The organism is Bradyrhizobium sp. McL0616, from assembly GCF_049993385.1.
Classification (GTDB): domain Bacteria; phylum Pseudomonadota; class Alphaproteobacteria; order Rhizobiales; family Xanthobacteraceae; genus Bradyrhizobium.
On record NZ_CP188255.1, the window covers coordinates 2,836,918 to 2,857,099 of the forward strand.

19 protein-coding genes are annotated in these 20,182 nt (G+C 63.0%); 9 read left to right on the forward strand and 10 right to left on the reverse strand.

All coding sequences use genetic code 11. The annotated features are described in order from the left end of the window. Nucleotides 1–119: 119 nt before the first annotated feature. Together ACPPVR_RS13470 and ACPPVR_RS13475 are read left to right on the forward strand one after the other, a co-directional pair. Nucleotides 120–1,811, forward strand: coding sequence for a benzoate-CoA ligase family protein (locus tag ACPPVR_RS13470; protein ID WP_426614689.1), 1,692 nt, complete (start codon nucleotides 120–122; stop codon nucleotides 1,809–1,811). A gap of 21 nt (nucleotides 1,812–1,832) precedes the next feature. Then, complete coding sequence (locus tag ACPPVR_RS13475) at nucleotides 1,833–2,291, forward strand: RidA family protein (RefSeq protein WP_426614690.1); 459 nt, start codon at nucleotides 1,833–1,835, stop codon at nucleotides 2,289–2,291. Between the two features lie 11 nt (nucleotides 2,292–2,302). Here the strand turns inward: ACPPVR_RS13475 and ACPPVR_RS13480 are convergent, their stop codons facing one another. The 3 genes from ACPPVR_RS13480 to ACPPVR_RS13490 form a co-directional block, all read right to left on the reverse strand. Further along, on the reverse strand, nucleotides 2,303–3,031 hold the full coding sequence (locus ACPPVR_RS13480; RefSeq protein ID WP_426614691.1) for a CBS domain-containing protein: 729 nt from the start codon (nucleotides 3,029–3,031) through the stop codon (nucleotides 2,303–2,305). A gap of 97 nt (nucleotides 3,032–3,128) precedes the next feature. Continuing rightward, complete coding sequence (locus ACPPVR_RS13485) at nucleotides 3,129–4,103, reverse strand: CHAD domain-containing protein (protein ID WP_426614692.1); 975 nt, start codon at nucleotides 4,101–4,103, stop codon at nucleotides 3,129–3,131. Between the two features lie 15 nt (nucleotides 4,104–4,118). Beyond that, entirely contained in the window at nucleotides 4,119–5,651 is a 1,533-nt protein-coding gene (locus tag ACPPVR_RS13490) for an AAA family ATPase (RefSeq protein WP_426614693.1), read from the reverse strand. Between the two features lie 194 nt (nucleotides 5,652–5,845). Here ACPPVR_RS13490 and ACPPVR_RS13495 point away from each other — a divergent pair, with 194 nt between their 5' ends. Together ACPPVR_RS13495 and ACPPVR_RS13500 are read left to right on the forward strand one after the other, a co-directional pair. Next, entirely contained in the window at nucleotides 5,846–6,685 is an 840-nt protein-coding gene (locus ACPPVR_RS13495; protein WP_426614694.1) for a universal stress protein, read from the forward strand. 70 nt (nucleotides 6,686–6,755) lie between these two features. Then, entirely contained in the window at nucleotides 6,756–9,449 is a 2,694-nt protein-coding gene (locus ACPPVR_RS13500) for a GNAT family N-acetyltransferase (protein WP_426614695.1), read from the forward strand. An 8-nt stretch (nucleotides 9,450–9,457) separates the two neighbouring features. Here ACPPVR_RS13500 and ACPPVR_RS13505 read toward each other — a convergent pair whose 3' ends face one another. Together ACPPVR_RS13505 and ACPPVR_RS13510 are read right to left on the reverse strand one after the other, a co-directional pair. Then, entirely contained in the window at nucleotides 9,458–9,940 is a 483-nt protein-coding gene (locus tag ACPPVR_RS13505) for a phage holin family protein (RefSeq protein WP_426614696.1), read from the reverse strand. After that, nucleotides 9,941–10,216, reverse strand: coding sequence for a hypothetical protein (locus ACPPVR_RS13510; RefSeq protein WP_426614697.1), 276 nt, complete (start codon nucleotides 10,214–10,216; stop codon nucleotides 9,941–9,943). It lies immediately after the preceding gene. A gap of 165 nt (nucleotides 10,217–10,381) precedes the next feature. On the opposite strand from ACPPVR_RS13510, the gene ACPPVR_RS13515 reads away from it, so the two are divergent. The 5 genes from ACPPVR_RS13515 to ACPPVR_RS13535 all read left to right on the forward strand — a co-directional run bounded on the left by ACPPVR_RS13515 (nucleotide 10,382) and on the right by ACPPVR_RS13535 (nucleotide 15,333). Further along, the gene (locus tag ACPPVR_RS13515) at nucleotides 10,382–11,518 is read left to right on the forward strand and encodes an ABC transporter permease (RefSeq protein WP_426614698.1); all 1,137 of its coding nucleotides are present in this window, start codon (nucleotides 10,382–10,384) and stop codon (nucleotides 11,516–11,518) included. A gap of 2 nt (nucleotides 11,519–11,520) precedes the next feature. Continuing rightward, entirely contained in the window at nucleotides 11,521–12,288 is a 768-nt protein-coding gene (locus ACPPVR_RS13520) for an ABC transporter ATP-binding protein (RefSeq protein WP_426614699.1), read from the forward strand. Between the two features lie 3 nt (nucleotides 12,289–12,291). Further along, nucleotides 12,292–13,395 carry an ABC-type transport auxiliary lipoprotein family protein gene (locus ACPPVR_RS13525; RefSeq protein WP_426614700.1) on the forward strand — a complete coding sequence of 368 codons (1,104 nt, stop codon included), beginning with the start codon at nucleotides 12,292–12,294 and terminating at the stop codon, nucleotides 13,393–13,395. A 153-nt stretch (nucleotides 13,396–13,548) separates the two neighbouring features. Continuing rightward, a complete protein-coding gene (locus tag ACPPVR_RS13530) occupies nucleotides 13,549–14,262 on the forward strand; it encodes a helix-turn-helix domain-containing protein (protein ID WP_426614701.1) in 714 nt (237 codons plus the stop codon). A gap of 342 nt (nucleotides 14,263–14,604) precedes the next feature. Then, entirely contained in the window at nucleotides 14,605–15,333 is a 729-nt protein-coding gene (locus ACPPVR_RS13535) for a Crp/Fnr family transcriptional regulator (RefSeq protein WP_426614702.1), read from the forward strand. Between the two features lie 65 nt (nucleotides 15,334–15,398). On the opposite strand, the gene ACPPVR_RS13540 is transcribed toward ACPPVR_RS13535, so the two are convergent. From ACPPVR_RS13540 to ACPPVR_RS13560, 5 genes are all read right to left on the reverse strand, one after another. Continuing rightward, nucleotides 15,399–16,175, reverse strand: a complete 777-nt coding sequence (locus ACPPVR_RS13540) for a cyclase family protein (RefSeq protein WP_426614703.1) — start codon at nucleotides 16,173–16,175, stop codon at nucleotides 15,399–15,401. 75 nt (nucleotides 16,176–16,250) lie between these two features. Further along, complete coding sequence (locus tag ACPPVR_RS13545; protein ID WP_426614704.1) at nucleotides 16,251–17,540, reverse strand: TRAP transporter large permease; 1,290 nt, start codon at nucleotides 17,538–17,540, stop codon at nucleotides 16,251–16,253. A 16-nt stretch (nucleotides 17,541–17,556) separates the two neighbouring features. Beyond that, nucleotides 17,557–18,072: a TRAP transporter small permease gene (locus tag ACPPVR_RS13550; protein ID WP_426614705.1), complete on the reverse strand. Its 516-nt coding sequence runs from the start codon at nucleotides 18,070–18,072 to the stop codon at nucleotides 17,557–17,559. A 130-nt stretch (nucleotides 18,073–18,202) separates the two neighbouring features. Beyond that, entirely contained in the window at nucleotides 18,203–19,195 is a 993-nt protein-coding gene (gene dctP / locus ACPPVR_RS13555) for a TRAP transporter substrate-binding protein DctP (protein ID WP_426614706.1), read from the reverse strand. 54 nt (nucleotides 19,196–19,249) lie between these two features. Further along, nucleotides 19,250–19,993 carry a GntR family transcriptional regulator gene (locus tag ACPPVR_RS13560; RefSeq protein ID WP_426614707.1) on the reverse strand — a complete coding sequence of 248 codons (744 nt, stop codon included), beginning with the start codon at nucleotides 19,991–19,993 and terminating at the stop codon, nucleotides 19,250–19,252. Between the last annotated feature and the right edge of the window lie 189 nt (nucleotides 19,994–20,182).

Consider the following 20,182-nt stretch of genomic DNA (forward strand, 5'->3'; position numbering starts at 1 on the left):
ATTTGCCCCAGGAAAAAGCACGGGATGCCCAAAATCCGCTATTGCGCCGAATTGTTTTAAGCCTAAAATGTTTTCGTGTTAGTGCTGCCGGGTGCTTTCCATGCGCAAAGGAGCGTGCGATGGCCAACGCCGCCAAGGCTTACGTGTCGGGCTCGTATGACGGCAGTGCCGCGACGGCCCATGTCGATACATTCGCGCGGCAGCATCTGCCGCCGCCCGAACTCTGGCCCGAATTCATCTTCACGCGGCCGGAGCTGAATTATCCATCGCGCCTGAACTGCGTCAGCTATTTCGTCGACCGCTGGGTCGAAGAGGGCGACGGCGACGCGCCTTGCGTCATCAGTCCTGCGGTCAGTTACACCTATCGCGAGCTGCAAGCGCTGGTGAATCGCATCGCCAATGTGCTGGTCGGCAAGCTAGGCCTCGTGACCGGCGGGCGTGTGCTGCTACGCTCCGCCAACAACCCGATGATGGTTGCGACCTACCTCGCGGTGATCAAGGCGGGCGGCATTTGCGTGGCGACGATGCCGCTGCTGCGCGCCAAGGAGCTGTTCTATCCGATCCAGAAGGCGGAGATCACGCTGGCGCTCTGCGACGGAAAACTCTCCGACGAGATGGAGAAAGCGAAGGCTGCGGCATCCGGTCTCGAGCACGTCGTCTATTGGGGCAACGGCTCGGCCGACTCGCTTGAGGCGCTCATCGCGGATGCGAGCCCGGAGTTTAAGGCCGTCGATACCGCGTCCGACGATATCTGCCTGATCGCTTTCACGTCGGGCACGACCGGTGATCCCAAGGGTACCATGCATTTCCACCGGGACATGCTGGCCGTGTGCGACGGCTATTCGCGCAACATCCTGCGGGCCGAGCAGAACGATCGTTTCGTCGGCTCCGCACCGCTCGCCTTTACCTTCGGCTTCGGCGGCGTGCTGTTTCCGATGCATATCGGCGCTTCCTTCGTCGTTCTAGAGAAGACCACGCCCGACGATATCCTCACGGCGATCGAGCAGTACAAGACGACCGTCTGCTTCACGGCGCCGACGGCGTACCGTGCCATGATCGGCAAGCTTCCCGGCCGCGACATTTCCTCGCTCCGGAAGTGTGTCTCCGCAGGCGAGACGCTGCCCAAGCCGACATTTGATGCCTGGCTCAAAGCCACCGGCATCAAGCTGATGGACGGCATCGGCGCGACCGAGATGCTGCACATCTTCATTAGCGCGACCGAAGACGAGATCCGTCCCGGTGCGACCGGCAAGCCTGTGCCGGGCTATGAAGCGAAGATTGTCGACGACGCCGGCAACGATTTGCCACCGGGTACGATGGGCCGGCTCGCGGTGCGTGGCCCGACCGGCTGTCGCTATTTGGCTGACGAACGCCAGCGTAAATACGTCCAGAATGGCTGGAATATCACCGGCGATACCTATCTAATGGATAGCGATGGCTATTTCTGGTATCAGTCGCGCTCCGACGACATGATCGTCTCCGCCGGGTATAATATCGCGGGAACGGATGTGGAGGCGGCGCTGCTGACACATGCGGCGGTTGCCGAATGCGGCGTTGTCGGCGCACCAGACGAAGCGCGCGGCATGATCGTGAAGGCCTATGTCATTGCTGCGCCCGGCGTGACGCCGGATGCGCAGCTCGCGGCCGAGTTGCAGGAGCATGTTAAACGCGAGATCGCGCCTTACAAATACCCGCGCGCGATCGAGTTCGTGACGCAGTTACCGAAGACCGAGACCGGCAAGTTGAAGCGCTTTGCCTTGCGGCAATTGGCGCAGGCCGCCGCGACGTCATCGGGCGTCGCCGCAGAATGAGATGAGGATCAGGAATTGTCCGTGACGACGCCGAAAGGCCCACAGCTTGCGGTGCTGCCGAGCGCCCCTGAGGATGAAACCCGTTCAGTGGCGCAGGTGCTCCAGCCGTCCGGCTGGCCGATGCCGAAGGGTTACGCCAACGGCATAGCCGCTGAGGGGCGCATCGTCGTCACCGGCGGGGTGATCGGCTGGGATGCCGAGGAGCGTCTCGCGGAGGGCTTTGTCGCGCAGGTGCGTCAGACGTTGAGCAATATCGCGGCGATCCTTGCCGAAGCAGGTGCGCGGCCCGAGCACTTGGTGCGCCTGACCTGGTACGTGGTCGACATGGACGAATACTTGTCGAACCTGAAGGAGCTCGGCAAGATCTACCGGACGATTTTTGGCGCGCACTATCCTGCGATGGCGCTCCTCCAGGTCGTCCGCCTCGTCGAGAAGGCGGCGCGCGTCGAGATCGAAGCCACCGCTGTCATTCCTCGCTGAACCGCTATGCTTCAGCTCGCCTTTACGAGATCTTCGTCCTCTGGCGAATTCAGATAAACGCCAGACATCGTATCGACCCAGCAAAGATGGTCGTGCACCTTCTTCACGCCCTCGACGTTCTCGGCTGCGACGATCGCTGCCTGCCGCGTGCGTTCCTCGGTGATGACACCGCTCAGGTGAACGATGCCGTCGCGGACGATGACGTTCAGCCCGAACGGGCACCAATCGCTCTTCTCCACGGCGTCGATGATGCGGCCGCGAATGTGATCGTCGTCGGCCGTCGGATCCGGCACCTCGCGGGCGAGACCGGCCACTGCCTGCAGCAGGTTGGCGCGCGACACGATGCCGACGAGCTTGTCGCCGCGCACCACCGGCAGGCGCTTCACATTGTTCCGTTCCATCAGATCGACGATCTCCGCGAGCGCGGTATCCTCGGTGATGGTCACGGGCGAGGCGGTCATCACCTCCGAGACCTTGCGGCCATGCTCATGGACGAAATCGCTGGCCGATTTGCCGGGGCCGAGGATGAATCGCAGCCAGCGGCCCCGCTTGCGCCCGGTGCCGATTTCGCTGCGTCGGATGAAGTCCCCTTCCGAGACGACTCCGACCAGCTTGCCGGTGTCGTCGACCACGGTGAGGCCGCTGACGTGGCGCTTCAGCACGATGTTCGCGGCTTCGACGATGCTGGTGTCGGGGGTAACCGAGATGACCGACCGGGTCATGATCTGGTGGGCGCGCATTTTCGAGCTCCGCAGGTTCACACAAATATTGATCTGCGAAGCTTAGATCAGCGTCAGCGCCTGGATTTGACGTAAGTCAAGCCCGGCTTGGGAGCCTCTAGTCCTCTGGCTCCAAATTCGGCGCAAGATCAGAGGAACGGAAGGGCTTGGCCTTGTCCAGCTTCCGGTAAGCCGTCGAGGCGATCTGCAGCAGCTTCTTTGCACGTTTGCGGTTGTGGAAACGAATGCCTGCCTCGGGGCCCGCCCGGTTCAAGGACGCTGCCAGAGTTTGGCCTCGTGCGTCGTCATTCAGTTGTCCGAGCGATCGTTGCGCCTTGCGCAATTGCTTGAGGATCGATTTCTGCTTCGTCAGCGACTTGTCGGCGAACAGATCTTCCAGCGACTCGATCGAATAGGTCAGTCGCTTGTTGAGAATCCGCAGCTTGTGACGTTTCTCGACGTCGAGCTTGCGGAGCCTCCGGGCCTTCTTGAGCAGCGTCCATTCCCATTCCGTCAGTTGCGCCGTCGCATGGTCGGAGAGCGAGCGACGACGCAGCCTGATGGCGTCCTTGCTGGGCCTGGTCGACCATGGGCCGCTCTCGATCCAGGTCGAGGTCTGCTCGACCAAGCGCCGATATCGCGCGGATTGCAGCGCGCGGGCGAGCAGGCGGTGGCTCTCGGCGCGCTTCTCGTCCCAATGCCGGAGTTCGGCAATCACGGAGAGCTCCTCGCTGCTCTCGGCCACGACACGCTCAATCGCGACGTCGAGGTCTCGCACCATGCCGAGCTGGCTGTTCAGCCATTTCAGCTCGGCCCAGACTTTGGGTCGCAGCGCATCGTCGACCATGGGCGAAAAGAAGCGAATTGCGGTTCGTAGATGCGTCAGTGCAATCCGGATCTGATGCAGCGCCTCCGGGTTGCCGCGGCAAGTGCTGTCATGCTGGGCAAGGACAGCGTCGAGATGGCGGCGTGCGATGATCCGAAAGGCCGTGTCACAGGCCAAGCCGGGACTGAGACGGGCGGGCAGGGCATTGCGCCTCGTCGCCGGCCTGGCGCGAGCGATCGCCGTCGAACTCGTGGTGGGTCGCGCCATCTTAGCCCGCGCCAATCAGATTGCCTTATTTGCCCTAGCGATCGCATCCCGGCAGCTCTGGAGCGTCTGCTGTTGTGTCCCTGATGCATCGATGGTCGCCCAACCGATTTGGCCGATATTATAGTGCTCTTGCAGTGCGGCAACCTCTTGCGTGGCGTCGGATGCGTCCCCGCGGCGGCTACCGATTCGGGCCTGCCGGGTCGCGAGGTCCGCGACCAGGAAGAGACCGGTGAGAGGCACGTTACACGCCCGGGCCAACACGGCGAATGCGTCTCGTTCGAAATCGCGGGCGAATACGCCGTCGACGATCGCCGAATGGCCCTGGGCCAACACACGTCGGGCGTGTTGGGCCAACGTCTGGTAAACCCGCTCCGCGAGCTCAGGCGTGTATGCGGATGGCGGCAATCGGTCTGTATCCCTGACTCCGAACATTTGCTTGCGAACGACGTCGCTACGCAGCACGACCGCCCCCGGCAGGGGCGCCACGGCCGGCGCGAGCGTGCGCGCCAAAGCCGTCTTGCCGGTGCCCGACAGTCCGCCGACCGCAATCAGACGGGGGCCAGGAGGTTGGATCAGCGCCCGGGCGAGGTCAAAATAGCGGCGGGCTTCTTCAAGAGTGCCGGCATTGTCGGAATGTGGCGGCTTCAGCCGCGCCAGCGCGACATGGGCACGGATCGCCGCGCGAATGGACATGAACAACGGCAGGGTGGAAAGCGCGCCGAGATTTTCGGGCGGGGTCGCAGCCAGATATCGGTTGAGGACGATGTTGGCCGCCAGCGGCTGATCATGGCGCAACAGATCCGTCAGCGTGAACGCGAGATCGTAGAGTACATCGACGGTCGCGATCTGTGCGTCGAACTCGATGGCGTCGAACAGCACGGGCTGCTGCTCGATCAACACGATATTCGCAAGATGCAGGTCGCCGTGGCAGCGGCGCACGAAGCCCTGACGGCCACGCTCCTCAAGCAACGCGCGAACGCGCAAAAATGCCTCGTGCGAGGCTTGGGCAAGCTGCTCGATCTCTGCGGCCTGGAAATGATTGCCGTTCCGCAGACCATTGCTGTTGCCGTCGACCAGGGCAGGGATGGATGAGACCCATGCCTTGCTATCGGTGGGTATCGCCGCAGCATGCGAAGCGGAGATCGCATCGGCGATGGCCGACGCAAGGCCAGCATCAAACGGTCCAGCCTTCGCCAGATGATCCAGCGTCCGGCTTTCGTCGAAGCGCGCCATGTCGACCGCATACTCGATCGGTCGGCCATGGCCGTCAACCTTCACCGATCCGTCTGGCTCCTCCGTGATTGCCACGACGCGGTGATAAATCTGTGGCGCCAGCGGCCGGTTGATCCTGATCTCCTCCTCGCAGGCCGCCTTGCGCTTGCCCAGTGTCGAATAGTCGAGAAAGGGAAATCGCACAGCCCGCTTGATCTTCAGCGCGCGCGTCCCGTCGAGGAAGACCGAAGCGGCGTGCGTGTCGATCCGTTTGACGCCGGATTGCGCGGTCAGCGCCGCAAAGATCCGTTCCTGGGTCGCGGAATCGTCGGTCATTCCTGCCCGCACATGCAGATGGGTCGGCAAGCGGCCCGGCCGCAAACCAAGTTCATCCTTAGAACGGGATCACGACCAGTCCTTGACTTCCGTCAAGGCCTGCCGTCGGTTGACGAGACGGAGTTCCCCCGGTTTGACGAGGATCAAGCGTCCCGACCAAAGGCGGCCTATTTTGGCCGGCAAGGAGAATCCCGATGCCCATCAAGGACGTCTTTCTGCCGCTTGTCGGCCAGCCGCGCGGCCCGGCCCTCGCTGCGATCGAGAAGTGCGTGGCCGTGGCCGGTGACCTCGGTGCCAGGATCACCGCGTTTGCGCTCGAGGAAGATGTTTTCGAGCGGCCGAAGGTGGTGCTCCGCGACGATGCGGCTTCCGCTGAGGCCGGGGAGGCGCATGAGTTGAGCGACGCCCAGCAACTCCTGAACGCCTTCACCAATGCGGCCTCCCGCGCCAACATTCGCGCTCAAAGCCGATCGGGCAAGGTGCCGGCTGATCAGATCGCGGCAATCCTGGCCGAGCATGCGCGTTTCAGCGACCTCACGCTGATCCCCGTGAAGCCGCACGACAGCCGAACAGAGCTCATTGTCGAGACGTTCTTGTTCGAGTCCGGCCGGCCGCTTCTGCTCTGTCCGGAACATCGCGTGGAGGAACTTCGCTCCGAATTCGAGAACGTCGTGATCGCCTGGGATCACTCCGCTCGTGCGGCGCGCGCGGTCGGCGACGCGTTGCCGATCCTGCAAGCTGCTTCCTCGGTCCGCGTGGTGACCGTGGCGGACGACCCGACAGAGGCGATCACACAATCCGGCACAAGTCTCGTCCATCATCTCAGGGAACACGGAGTTTACGCGTCGTTCGAAACGGTGACGGGCGGCGGTAGCTCGATCGGCAAGGTGCTCGGGAATTGGGCGCAGTCGCATACGATCGACGCCATCGTCATGGGCGCCTACCACCATTCGCGCCTGAACGAGATCGTCTGGGGCGGTGTAACCAAGACTGTCATCGGCCAGCCACCGTGCTGGGTGATGATATCGCACTAGGTGCGTTCACCAAAAATCCGGGCTAGCTTCGCGACTGTCGGACCCCTCGCCCGATCGGACGATTGTAATCATGTCGACCTACCGCCTGAAGAACCTGCTGTCGCCCAAGTCGGTCGCGCTTGTCGGCGCGAGTTCCCGTCCGGTGTCGGTAGGACGCGCCGTTCTGGAAAATATTCGCAAGGCGGACTTCAAGGGGCCGTTCGGCCTGGTGAACACGCGCCACGCCGAGATCGGCGGCATGGCTGCAGTGAGCAGCCTGGACAAGCTGTCATTCGTTCCCGAGCTCGTCGTCATCACCGCGCCGGCTGGTGAGGTTCCCGGCATCATCGAGCAGGCCGGTCGCCGCGGCTCGGCGGGCGCCCTAATCGTGTCGGCCGGCCTCGGTCATGGACCCGGGTCGCTGCAAGAGGCCGCCATCGCGGCAGCCCGGAAGTACGGCATGCGGCTGATTGGCCCCAATTGCCTCGGCATCATGATGCCCGGTGCGAGCCTCAACGCCAGTTTCGCCGCGCACATGCCGGGCGCGGGAAATCTCGCGCTGATTTCGCAATCGGGCGCGATCGCCGCCGGCATGGTCGACTGGGCCGCGCAGCGCGGCGTCGGCTTCTCCGGTATCGTCTCGATCGGCGATCAGATCGACGTCGACATTGCCGACCTGCTCGACTATTTCGCGATGGATCACAAGACCCGCGCGATCCTGCTCTATATCGAGGCCATCAAGGACGCACGAAAGTTCATGTCGGCCGCACGCGCTGCGGCGCGCGTGAAGCCTGTCGTCGTGGTGAAGTCCGGCCGCATGGCGCCGGGCGCGAAGGCCGCCGCCACCCATACCGGCGCTCTCGCCGGTGCGGACGCCGTTTATGACGCGGCATTCCGCCGAGCCGGTGTCCTGCGGGTGTCTGATCTGCGCGAGCTGTTCGATTGCGCCGAGACGCTCGGTCGCGTCGAATCGCCGGCCGGCAAGCGTCTCGCAATTCTGACCAATGGGGGCGGCATCGGCGTCCTCGCGGTCGATCGACTGGTCGAGCTCGGCGGAATTCCGGCGTCCATCTCGGCGGAGGCGCGTCAAAAGCTCGACGCGGTGCTGCCGTCGACCTGGTCCGGCGCAAATCCCGTCGACATCGTCGGCGATGCGGATGCATCACGCTACGCGGCGGCGCTGGAGGTTCTGCTCGCCGATCCCGACAATGACGCGGTCCTTGTTCTCAATGTCCAGACCGCAATCGCCTCGGCCGCCGATATCGCGACGACGGTGACCGAACGTGTCAGCAAGTATCGCGAGCAGCGGCGCAGTTGGGCAAAACCCGTTCTGGCCGCCTGGGTCGGAGCCAATCAAGAGATCATCGCAACGCTGTCCAGCGCCGGTATTCCGAATTATCCAACCGAAGACGATGCCGTGCGCGGCTTCATGCATCTGGTTCGGCATCGCGAAGTGGTCGAGGAGCTGAGCCAGGTTCCGCCTGCGATGCCCGACACGTTCCTGCCTGACGCCCGAGCGGCCAAGCAGATCGTCGCCACCGCGATCGCCGACGGCCGCAAATGGCTCGAGCCTGTCGAGGTCAAGCATCTGCTCGGGGCCTATGACATCGCGATGGTGCCGACCTGCGCGGCGACCGATGTCGAGCAGGCGGTGGCCCACGCCAATGAGATTTTCGCGCAAGGTTCGACAGTCGTGCTGAAGATCATGTCCCGCGACATCGTTCACAAGTCGGACGTCGGAGGCGTCGTTCTCAATCTGACCACGCCGGAGGCCGTGCGCGCGGCTGCCACCGACATTCTCACTCGGGCAAAGAAGCTTCGCCCCGAAGCCCGCATTGACGGCGTCATCGTGCAAGCGATGGTCGTGAAGGCGAAGGCGCGCGAGCTGATCCTGGGTCTCGCCGACGATCCGACCTTCGGGACTGTCGTGGTGTTCGGTCGTGGCGGGACCGCGGTGGAAATCATCAACGACAAGGCGCTGGCACTGCCGCCGCTCGATTTGCAGCTCGCCCGCGACCTGATCGACCGTACACGTGTCTCGCGATTGCTCCACGCCTATCGGGACGTGCCGGCCGTCAAGCAGGATGCCGTCGCCATGGTGCTGGTCAAGCTGGCGCAGATGGCGGCCGACATTCCCGAAATCCGCGAGTTCGACATCAACCCGCTGCTCGCGGATGAAACCGGCGTGACGGCGGTCGATGCCCGCGTCGCGGTCGGGCCGTCGCAACGGAAATTCGCAGGTTCAGGACCCGCCAATTTCGCCGTTCGCGCCTATCCCTCACAGTGGGAGCGCCGCCTCGCGCTCAAGGATGGCTGGCGCATCTTCGTGCGGCCCATACGTCCGGAGGATGAGCCGACCATCCACGAGTTCCTGCGTCACGTCACGCCACACGACCTCCGCCTGCGCTTCTTCGCCGCGATGAAGGAGTTTACCCACGAATTCATCGCGCGCCTGACCCAGCTCGATTATGCGCGCGCGATGGCCTTCATCGCGTTCGATGAAGCCACCAGCGAGATGGTCGGCGTGGTCCGGATTCATTCGGACTCGATCTACGAGTCCGGCGAGTACGCGATCCTGCTGCGGTCCGACCTCAAGGGCAGGGGGCTCGGATGGGCGCTGATGCAACTGATTATCGACTATGCGAGGTCGGAGGGGCTGAAGGCGATCTCGGGCGATGTGCTCAAGGAGAACAGCACGATGCTGGAGATGTGCCGCCAGCTCGGCTTCACGGTCAAGCCGGATCCGACCGAGCCGGACATCTGTGATGTCCGGCTGAAGCTCTGAGCGCGCGACTACGAGCGTGCCTCGGCCGACGCTGCCGCCTGCTTGGTCGTTTTCCGCAGGCCCTTGACGATGATCGCGATCAACGGAACCAGTACAGGCACAATCGTGTTGAGCGGATGGTGAGCCGCGCCCGACACCTGGGCCTGAAGCGCGCGCGCTTCCAGTTGGAGGGCTTCGATGGATGCGCCGTGAATTTCATTGGCAAGCTCGATGTCGCGACCTGACGGAGAACGCTTCGCGACGGCGAAAAGGATTCCTGAAATGACGAAATTTATCGCACCGAGGGCGGCGGCCGCGGCAATCGCGCTCCAGATCTGGACCAGCGCGAAATAGGCCGCGAACTCCAGCATCAGCAGGCCGAATGCCGCGATCAGCGCCGCGAAGGCACGCAGGCCAAGCCCGACCAGAAGATGGCGCAGCCTGATGTCGGCGATGATCCTGTCGGTGCGCCACAGCGCACGCAGATGTTTGACGACATTTTCCGTATTCACCTAATGTCTCCTGAGCATGAAGCCGACCACGACGCCGAGCGCGAAGGCGGACGCAAGTGCCGCTGCGGGACGCTCCGTGACGAGGTCGTGAAGCTGTTCCTGCTCCTCGCTGACGGTCTCGCCGAGCTCGGCCAATGCAGCCTTGATCTGATCGGCGAGCGCCTCGGCGCGGTCCTTTGACGCATCGAACATCTCTTCGCCGGCCGTGCTCAGCAGACGTGTGACGTCGACCTTCAGCGCTTTCAGCTCGTCGCTCATTCTGCCGGTGTCGAACATTAGCGGTCTCCATTGAATGGCAAGAGCCTATGCGAGCGCCCCCAACGGCAATTGATTTGCGTCAAGGGGCAGTCCTGGGCCTGTGTTGAGGCAGGTCAATCGGGTAACGTGATGCCGGCCTAGAAGACCAACGAGCGGGGACCGGTCGTCCCACGAGGATATGGTGTGAATTCGGAACCTCTATTGCTGGCAACGCCGTCGGGCGATGCGCTTAAATTGCGCCCCGAGGGGCCGTGGACCGCCGCCAATGTGTCCGCACTTGAAGCGCTGTCCCGATCGGTCGGGGCGGATGTCGATCGATCCAGAGCCGTGACGCTGGACATGTCAGGCGTCAGCGCGCTCGACACGCTCGGTGCCTGGGTCCTGGAGAAGCTGTCGCGCAGGGCGGCAGCATCCGGCAGATCGGCGGAATTCGTCGGTGTCGCCGATCGTTTCGGCGGTCTTTTGGACGAGGTGCGTCAGGTCAATCGTCGTACGCCGGCGCCGGCGGTCGCGCCCAATCCGGTTTTGCTCAGGCTGAACGATCTCGGCAAGGCGACGATCGGGGCCCGGGAAGACGTCTCGATCTTTCTTCACATGCTGGGCGCATTGTTCATGGCTCTGTTCGGCGTGCTGCGCCGTCCGCGCTCGCTGCGGCTGACATCGCTGGTCTATCAGCTCGACCGGATCGGGTGGCAGGCGATTCCTATCGTCGTACTAATCACCTTCCTAATCGGTGCCATCATCGCGCAGCAGGGGTTCTTCCATTTCCGCAGGTTCGGCGCGGAATCCTACACCGTCGACATGGTCGGCATCCTCGTGCTGCGTGAGCTCGGCGTGCTGATCGTCGCCATCATGGTCGCCGGCCGTTCCGGAAGCGCCTACACCGCCGAACTCGGCTCCATGAAGATGCGCGAGGAGATCGACGCGCTCTCGACCATGGGCCTCGATCCCATCGACGTCCTGATCCTGCCGCGCGTTGTGGCTCTCGTCATCGCGCTGCCGATTCTGGCCTTCATCGGATCGATGGCTGCGCTCTATGGCGGCGGCCTGGTCGCGCAATTCTATGGTGGCATGGCGCCCGCAATCTACATCGCGCGGCTGCGTGAAGCCATCTCCGTCACGCATTTCGAGGTCGGCATCCTGAAAGCGCCGTTCATGGCGCTGGTGATCGGGATCGTTGCCTGCAGCGAAGGTTTACGCGTCAAGGGCAGCGCGGAGTCGCTGGGACGGCAGACCACGACGTCGGTGGTGAAATCGATCTTCCTGGTGATCGTGCTCGACGGCCTGTTCGCGATCTTCTTTGCCTCGATCGGGATGTGACGATGCCCGGCTCGCAAGAAAAGTTCGCGATCCGCGTCCACGACCTCGTGGTCGGCTTCGGGCGCCAGACCGTGCTCGACCATCTTTCGCTCGACGTCTGGCGGGGTGAGATCCTCGGGCTGGTCGGCGCGTCCGGCGGAGGCAAGTCGGTGTTGATGCGGACCATCATCGGCCTCATCCCGCGCCAAGGCGGGACCATCGAAGTCATGGGACAGCCCATCGGCGGCCGCAGGCAAGGCGCAGCCTTGACATGGGGCATCTTGTTTCAACAGGGCGCGCTGTTCTCCTCGCTGACGGTTCGGCAGAACGTCCAGTTTCCGCTGCGCGAAAATCTGGTGCTCTCGCAGGAGCTGATGGACGAGATCGCGATCGCCAAGCTGGAGATGGTCGGGTTGCGGGCACAGGACGGCGACAAGTACCCCTCAGAGTTATCCGGCGGCATGACCAAGCGCGTGGCGCTGGCGCGCGCGCTCGCGCTCGATCCGCCGATCCTGTTCCTGGATGAGCCGACCTCCGGCCTCGATCCGATCGCGGCCGGCGATTTCGACGCGCTCATCGGCACGCTGCAAAAGACCCTCGGGCTGACCGTGTTCATGGTCACCCATGACCTTGCGAGCCTGACCACGGTCTGCGACCGCGTCGCTGCGCTCGCCGACGGCAAGATCGTCGCGGTCGGCCCAATGCGCGAACTGCTGCAATCCGAGCATCCCTGGGTGCGGGCCTATTTTCACGGCAAGCGCTCGCAGATGCTGCAACACGAGATGAGATGAGATATGGAAATCCGCGCTCCCTACGTGCTGATCGGCACCTTCGTGCTGGCTGCAATCCTCGCGGTGTTCGGCTTCATCTATTGGCTGAACAACACGGGCGGCATCGGGCCGCGCACGAGTTACCACGTTCAGTTCCAGGGGCCGGTGCCCGGCCTCCTGGTCGGTGCCGGCGTGCTGTTCAACGGCATCCGGGTTGGCGAGGTGACCCAGCTAGGCCTCGCGCCGGACAACCCGCGCTTCGTCAATGCGACGATCTCGGTGGCCTCGACGACGCCTGTACGCACCGACTCCAAGGTCGGCCTCGATTTCCAGGGGTTGACCGGCGTGCCGGTGGTGACGCTGGAAGGCGGCATGATCGTTGGCAAGTCGGGCGAACCCTTCACCCTGATCGCCGAAACCGGCGCAGGCCAGAGCATGACGCAGGCCGCGCGTGATGCGCTGCGGCGGGTCGATACCGTGCTGGAAGACAATTCCGGCCCGCTGAAGGATACCATCGCCAATTTGAGGACATTCTCCGACGGGCTTGCGCGCAACACCGGCAAGCTCGACGGCATTTTGGCCGGCCTCGAAAAGATGACCGGCGGCGGGGCGCCCGCGCAGAAGATCACCTATGATTTGCGCACGCCGCAGAATCTCGGGCCTGCCGGCAAGACTCTCTCGGCGTCATTGGCGATTCCCGAGCCGACCGCGGTGGCGATGCTTCAGACGCAGCGCATGCTATTCTCGCCGGTCGGGGACAATCCAGGCTTTGCGGATTTCCTGTGGGCCGACAGCATTCCAAAACTGGTGCAGGCGCGGCTGATCGACAGCTTTGAGAATTACGACATCGCCCACGCCCCGCTGCGGACGACCGATCTTGGACCAGCGGACTATCAGCTCCTGATCGACATCAGACGCTTCCGCGTCGTTACGGAAGGCGAGACCCGGGTTGAGATCGGACTGTCGGCACGGATCGTCGACAAGAACGGCAAGGTGATCGCATCTCGCCTCGTTGAGGCCAACGAGAACCTCGATAAGGTCGAGCCCGCGGCTGCCGTCATGGCGTTCGACGCGGCCTTCGCCCGCATCGCCAAGGAGCTGATTGGCTGGACTGTGCAGGCGGTCTAGCGCTTCTGCGTCGTTTCCCGAGCGTTCTGTTTGGAGCAGGGTGGCCATCTTCGTCACATTTGATCTGGGTCAATTGGCTCTGCCACGATGCAGTAAAATGCAGCCCGCGTGGTGGACACGGCCCCAATCGGAGGCCGGCCCCTCGAGTGGTGGATGAAGGCTTCCGTGGTGACGATTGAGCCGAACGGGCATTCTTGCAGCGATTGTACGGTACGAGCATCGGCGGTTTGTTCGTCGCTGGATGCCGTCGAGCTCAAGGAGTTCGAGCATCTGGGACGTCGCGCCCATTTTGCTGCAGGCGAGGCAGTGTTCTGCGAGGAGGACATCGCGACGTCGTTCTACACCGTCAGCGACGGCGTGATGCGGCTCTACAAGCTGCTGCCCGACGGTCGCCGGCAGATCGTGGGCTTTGCGTTGCCCGGTGATTTCCTGGGGATGAACATTTCCGGCCGCCACAATTTTTCGGCCGATGCCATCGGCGCCGTGACAGTGTGCCAGTTCGCGAAGGCGCCCTTCGGTCGATTCATGGCGGAGCGGCCGCATCTGCTGCGGCGAATCAACGAGCTGGCCATTCGCGAACTGAGTCAGGCGCGCGATCACATGGTTCTGCTTGGTCGGCGCGCGGCAGACGAAAAGCTTGCGACCTTTCTCCTTGGCTGGCGCGAGCGGCTAATGTTGCTCAAGGGGCCGTCGAACACGGTTCCACTTCCGATGAGTCGCCGGGATATCGCCGACTATCTCGGCCTGACCATCGAAACCGTCAGCCGGACCTTCACCAAGCTGGAGCGCCACGGCGCGATCGAGATCGTCCATGGTGGGATCAGCCTGCGCGATTGCGCGCGGGTCGAGGCATTGGCCGCGGCATGAAGTCTGGCGGGGCAGGCCGCTAGACCAGCGCAGGTCCGCTCGACTCCGGCGCAAGCGCCGAAGTTCCTGAGATCACTGTCGCATTTGCCTCGACTGCCGAGGGCTCTTGCAAGGTCAAGCTCTTGCCTATTTGGCCGTGCTCAAGCTCAATCGTGACTTGCTGTCCCTGCAACTCTGCATGGTCTGAAATGCATTGGCGCACCCTGCGGATGCGATTTCTTGGCGCGACCGCGGCATTTTAACAGCACTTGTCTAAAACTGTGTCCGTGCTTTCCGGTTGAAAAGCCCGGCAACACTGACTACGCAGGAACTCCAGTGCCTCGCAGTCTTAGGAGTCCCGGCGTGCCTCAGGACAAGACCGGCGACCCCCGACAGTCATCGGGCAACAAACTATCGGTCCTGCGCAAGCACCCGATCTTCGCGGATCTGGAGCCGGAGGCGCTTGATCAGCTCTGCCGCTACGCCAAGCACACCACGGTCAAGCGTGGCGCGACCATCGCCGCCAAGGGTGATCCCGGCAACAATCTCTTTGCCGTGATCACGGGCACGGTGAAGATCTCCTCCTCGTCGCCTGACGGCCGGAATGCCATTCTCAACCTGATCGGGCCCGGAGAAATCTTCGGCGAGATCGCGGTCCTTGATGGTGCACCGCGGTCGGCGGATGCGACCGCCAACACCAATTGCGAACTCTACATCATCGACCGCCGCGACTTCCTGCCGTTCGTCAAGAGTCAGCCGGCGCTGGCGATGAAATTCATCGAATTGCTCTGCGCGCGGCTGCGCTGGACCAGCCAGCAGGTCGAGCAGGTCATTTTGCAGAATTTGCCAGGCCGGCTTGCAAGCGCGCTGCTCGGTCTCACCGAAGAGCGCAAGTTCGACTCCGGCAGCGGCACACTTGCGATCACCCAGCAGGAGATCAGCGAGATGGTCGGGATGACGCGCGAGAGCATCAACAAGCAATTGCGTGCCTGGGCCGGACGGAACTGGGTTCGCCTCGAGCATGGCGCCATCGTCGTGCTCGATACCGACGCGCTGCGCGAGCTCGCCGTGAGCGGTCTCGACGGCGAGTGATCGTGCCGGCTTGTTGATCTTGAGCATGATCCGGGAAGCCGCTGCACACTTTCCTGGATCATGCTCTAGCTATCGATGATGGCGACCGCGCGGGTCCAGCCCGCCGACGCGCGCTCGATCTTCACCGGGAAGCACGAGACCGTGAACCCGGTCGAGGGTAATTGCTCGAGATTGTGCAGCTTCTCAAGATGGCAATAACCGATGTGCCGTCCGGCCTTGTGGCCTTCCCAGATCAGGCCGGCGTCTTTTGTTTCCGCATATTTCTTCGCGGTGAAGACGAATGGTGCGTCCCAGCTCCAGCCGTCGGTGCCGGTCAGCCGCACGCCGCGCTCGAGCAGGTACATGGTGGCTTCATAACCCATGCCGCAGCCGGAATTGACGTAGTCCGCCTGGCCGAATTTTGCACCGGCGCTGGTATTGACGACGACGATCTCCAGCGGCGACAGCGTATGGCCGATGCGCTCGAGTTCCTTTTCGACGTCAGCGGCGGTAGCGACATAACCATTCGGCAGATGCCGGAAGTCGAGCTTCACGCCGGGCTGAAAACACCATTCCAGCGGCACCTCGTCGATGGTCCATGACCGCTCGCCGCGATTCATGGTCGGATGAAAATGCCAGGGCGCGTCGAGATGCGTGCCGTTGTGGGTAGACAGCGAAACCTGCTCGACGGCCCAGCCCTGGCCATCCGGTAGATCCTGTGCCTTCAGGCCGTCGAAGAACTGCAGCATGCGCGGCAGCCCCTGCTGGTGATCGATGTACTGGATCGTCGGGTGGTTGCCAGGCGGATCGGCCGTCACGTCGTTCCGCAGCGGCACGGAGATATCGATCAGCTTCCGCGGCATGGGCGTTTCCCTCAAGATGTTTCGTAGCATCTTGAGGGCGCTGCGCCGGCGACGTCAAGCCGGCGCAGTTTTGCTTCACCGTAAGATGTGACGCGGCAGCCAGAGCGAGATCTCCGGCAGATAGGTGACGAGCATCAGCACGAACAGCATGACGCCGTAGAACGGCCAGATCTTGCGCATGACCTCCTCGAGCGAGACCTTGCCCACTGCGCAGCCGACGAACAGGATCGCCCCGACCGGCGGATGGCACAGGCCTATGCCGAGATTGAGCAGCATGATCATGCCGAAATGCACGGGGTCGACGCCGAAGTTCTGCATCACTGGCAGCAGGATTGGCGTCGCGATCAGGATCGACGGCGCCATGTCGAGCAGCGTTCCAAGCAGCAGCAGCAGGACGTTGAGCAGGAGCAGAATGACGTATTTGTTGCTGGAGATCGACAGGAAGAACGCCGTCATCTTCGCCGGCATCTGCGTCAGCGCCATGATGTAGCCGACGGCGGAGGCGCACGCGATCAGCGTCATCACCATCGCGACGGTGCGGAGGGTCCGGTGCAGCAGCACCGGCAAATCGCGCCATTTGTAATCGCGGTAGACGAACATGGTGACGAAGAACGCCCAGATGCAAGCGACGGCGCCGGCCTCGATCGCGGTGAAGATGCCGCCCAAGATGCCGCCGAGGATGATGACGAGGGTGATCAGGCCCCAGGCTGCGTCGATCGTGATCTTGATCGCCTCCTTCGCCGGAACGGTGCGACCCTGCGGATGACCTTCGCGATAGGCGATGGCGACGCACAGCACGATCAGCGAGAACCCGAGCAAGAGGCCCGGAAAGACGCCGGCCATGAACAGTGCGCTGATCGAGATCGTGCCGCCGGTCGCGAGCGAATAGAGCACGGCGTTGTGACTCGGGGGCACCAGCAGCGCCTGCACCGAGGACGAGATGGTGAGGTTGGTCGCGAACACGCGCGGATAGCCGTTCTTTTCCATCTGCGGGATCATCACCGAGCCGATCGCCGAGGTGTCGGCCACAGCCGAGCCGGAGATCCCGCTGAGGAACGTCGTCGCCAGCACGTTGACGATGGAGAGGCCGCCGCGCAGCCGGGTCAGGCCGACCAACACGTCGGCAAAGGCGACCAGCCGCCGCGCCATGCCGCCTTCGGCCATGATGGCGCCGGCGAGCACGAAGAACGGGATCGTCAGCATAGCAACCTTGCTGACGCCGTCCGAGATCTTCAGCATCAAGGCTTCCAGGGGAATGCCGACCGACAGCGCACCGGCGATCGCCGCCATGGCCAGCGAATACGCGATCGGCATGCCGATCAGGAAGCACACGATCATCGTGCCGAGGAGAATAAAGATGTCCATTGCGATAACTCTCGGCTCACTCGAAGGGGGCGGTTTCGGAATGCTTGCCGATCGGGTCGGGTGGCACGCCGAGGAAAATCCGTTCGATCACGAACAGGAGCAGACAGACGCCGCCGATCGGAATCGGCAGATAGGTGACGCCGACCGACAGCGAGGGGAAATCGGGGATGGTGTTGTACCAGGTAATCTCGACAAGACGCTCGCCCCAGATCACCATGAACAGCGCGATGAGCGCCATGAGCAGCTGAACCAGGATCTCCGTCGCCCGTCGCAGCGGCGGAGGGAGTTTGTTGGCGAAATAGGCGACGCTCATGTGCAGGTTGAGCCGGTAGCCGGCAGCGGCGCCGATGAAGGTCAGCACGATCGTCAGCAGCACGGCCGTCGGCTCCGGCCAGGAAGCCGCACTGTTGAGCACGTAGCGCGTGAACACGGCCCACGGGATCACCGCGGAGATCGCGACCAGAGCGGTGCAGCCGACGATCACGCATAACAAATAGAGAAAGTCCATCGCTCGGCGAAACAATGCGGCCATCCGCGTTTCCTGCTCTGTCAGTGGTTCAGATTGTCGAGGCCAAAGCGCGATGAACGATCATCGCGCTTCGACCTTTTTTGTAAGAGGATGATCTTTCCGGAAAACCGCTGGGCGCTCTTCCGGATCATGCTCAAAGCGTCTGGATGCGCTGGATCATGGCCTGGTATTTCGGGCCATACTTGTCCCAGACAGGCTTGACCGCATCCTGGAATGGCTTCTTGTCGGCGATCTCCACGATCTCGCAGCCGGCGGCCTTGGCCTTCTCCATCGCAGTCGTTTCGTACTTCTTCCAGAGCTCGCGCTCCTCGAGCTGGGCCTCGCGTGCGAACTTCTTGACCAGCGCCTGGTCGTCGTCGGACAGCGCCGTCCAGGACCGCTTGGAGAAGCAGAGGATCTCGGGAATGATCAGGTGCTCGGTCAGCGAGTAGTATTTCGCCGCGGTGTAGTGGTTGCTGAACACGTAGCTCGGTGGATTGTTCTCGGCGCCGTCGATCACGCCGGTCTGGAGCGAGGAGAACACCTGGTCGTAGCCCATGGCGATGCCGTTGCCGCCGAGCGCGTTGGCCATTTCGATGAAGATCGGATTGCCGATGACGCGAAGCTTCAGCCCCTTGACGTCGGCGATCGACTTGATCGGATGCTTGGTGTTGTAGAAGCTGCGCGCACCCGAATCCATCCAGCACAGTCCGACCAGGTTTGCGTTGGGGCTCGCGGTGATCTTGTCGAGCAGCTCCTGGCCGATGTCGCCGTCCATCATCTTCCAGGATTGCGCCACGTTCTTGAACAGGAACGGCATGTTGACGACGTTGATGTCGTCGACGATCGGGCCGACCGCGCCGGCGCTGACGCGCAGCATCTGGATGGCGCCGATCTGGGTCTGCTCGATCGTCTCCTTCTCGGCGCCGAGCTGGGCGGAGGGATAGGTCTGGATCGAGAGGCGGCCTTGCGTCGCCTCGGCGAGCTTCTTGCCCATGCTCTCGACGGCGGCGACGGTCGGATAGCCGACCGGCTGCACGTCGGCGGCCTTGAACACGGCCTTGGTCTGGGCACGGCCGGACGAGATAGGAGCCAGTGTTGCTGCTCCAAGTCCGGCGCTCAATTTGATGAAATCACGACGTCTCATTGTAGTCCTCCCTCATTCCTTGTTTGGTGTGTGTCGTTGTTGACCGTGGTGCGGTCAGTCCGTGCTGGCAAAAAACTCCGGATTGGTGTGTTGCGTCTCCGAGATGTCGGAGAGCAGCCGGTCGAGGTGCCGCTCCATCGCAATCCCAGCTCGTTGCGGATCGTGCGCCTCGATCGCCGCGAGGATCGGCTCGTGCTCTGCGATCACCTGCGTCATGCGCCCGGCCACCGGCAGGGTCAATTGGCGATAGCGGTCGACGTGCACCTTCACATGCTGGATCAGCGTCCAGATTCCAGGGTGCCTGGCGACATCGGCGACGGTGGCGTGAAACAGCTCGTCGGCCTGGTGAAACGCGACACGGTCGCCGGCCTCATCAGCCTCGCGCTGACGCTCTACGATCGAGCGCAATTGCAGGATCTGGCTTGCGGTCGCGCGTTCAGCCGCTAGCCGCGCGGTGGTCTCTTCCAGCGCCTTGCGGATGATGATGGCTTCGGGAAGCGCGGCGAGCGGGATGCGGGAGACGAAGATGCCCGATTGCGGGAACACGTCGAGGAGGCCTTCGTCGGACAGTTTGAGGATCGCCTCGCGCACCGGTGTCCGGCTGACGCCATAGTTGAGCGCGATGTCGGCCTCGGAGATCACGTCGCCCGGCCGGCGTCGCATCGACACCAGTTCGCCGCGCAGCTCGCTATAGATGCGCGACGACGCCGTCGCCCGCTGCGGTGGCTTGCCGCGGCGTGGGCTGATGGCAGCCGGCGTGAGCGCGGCCTGGGCTTTCCTCGTTGAGCGTGCGGACATGTCTGTGTGGTTGAAATTGATATATTAGTATACGAGGCGCTCTGCGAGAAGATCAACTCCGCAGATTGGCTCAATGGTGCACTGCAACAAGATTTGCAAAGTCACGACGAATGGTCGGACACCAGCCTTCGTCGCGTTCGGCGGACAGCTCCGCGCTCATGCGTCCCTCCTTGAATCTATTTCCCCACG

What these genes read in the sequence shown, in the direction of transcription:
- ACPPVR_RS13470 (WP_426614689.1), top strand. Translation starts at nt 120, where the DNA reads ATGGCCAACGCCGCCAAGGCTTACGTGTCGGGCTCGTATGACGGCAGT.
- ACPPVR_RS13480 (WP_426614691.1), bottom strand. Translation starts at nt 3,031, where the DNA reads ATGCGCGCCCACCAGATCATGACCCGGTCGGTCATCTCGGTTACCCCC.
- ACPPVR_RS13485 (WP_426614692.1), bottom strand. Translation starts at nt 4,103, where the DNA reads ATGGCGCGACCCACCACGAGTTCGACGGCGATCGCTCGCGCCAGGCCG.
- ACPPVR_RS13490 (WP_426614693.1), bottom strand. Translation starts at nt 5,651, where the DNA reads ATGACCGACGATTCCGCGACCCAGGAACGGATCTTTGCGGCGCTGACC.
- ACPPVR_RS13495 (WP_426614694.1), top strand. Translation starts at nt 5,846, where the DNA reads ATGCCCATCAAGGACGTCTTTCTGCCGCTTGTCGGCCAGCCGCGCGGC.
- ACPPVR_RS13500 (WP_426614695.1), top strand. Translation starts at nt 6,756, where the DNA reads ATGTCGACCTACCGCCTGAAGAACCTGCTGTCGCCCAAGTCGGTCGCG.
- ACPPVR_RS13510 (WP_426614697.1), bottom strand. Translation starts at nt 10,216, where the DNA reads ATGTTCGACACCGGCAGAATGAGCGACGAGCTGAAAGCGCTGAAGGTC.
- ACPPVR_RS13520 (WP_426614699.1), top strand. Translation starts at nt 11,521, where the DNA reads ATGCCCGGCTCGCAAGAAAAGTTCGCGATCCGCGTCCACGACCTCGTG.
- ACPPVR_RS13525 (WP_426614700.1), top strand. Translation starts at nt 12,292, where the DNA reads ATGGAAATCCGCGCTCCCTACGTGCTGATCGGCACCTTCGTGCTGGCT.
- ACPPVR_RS13530 (WP_426614701.1), top strand. Translation starts at nt 13,549, where the DNA reads ATGAAGGCTTCCGTGGTGACGATTGAGCCGAACGGGCATTCTTGCAGC.
- ACPPVR_RS13540 (WP_426614703.1), bottom strand. Translation starts at nt 16,175, where the DNA reads ATGCCGCGGAAGCTGATCGATATCTCCGTGCCGCTGCGGAACGACGTG.
- ACPPVR_RS13545 (WP_426614704.1), bottom strand. Translation starts at nt 17,540, where the DNA reads ATGGACATCTTTATTCTCCTCGGCACGATGATCGTGTGCTTCCTGATC.
- ACPPVR_RS13550 (WP_426614705.1), bottom strand. Translation starts at nt 18,072, where the DNA reads ATGGCCGCATTGTTTCGCCGAGCGATGGACTTTCTCTATTTGTTATGC.
- dctP (WP_426614706.1), bottom strand. Translation starts at nt 19,195, where the DNA reads ATGAGACGTCGTGATTTCATCAAATTGAGCGCCGGACTTGGAGCAGCA.
- ACPPVR_RS13560 (WP_426614707.1), bottom strand. Translation starts at nt 19,993, where the DNA reads ATGTCCGCACGCTCAACGAGGAAAGCCCAGGCCGCGCTCACGCCGGCT.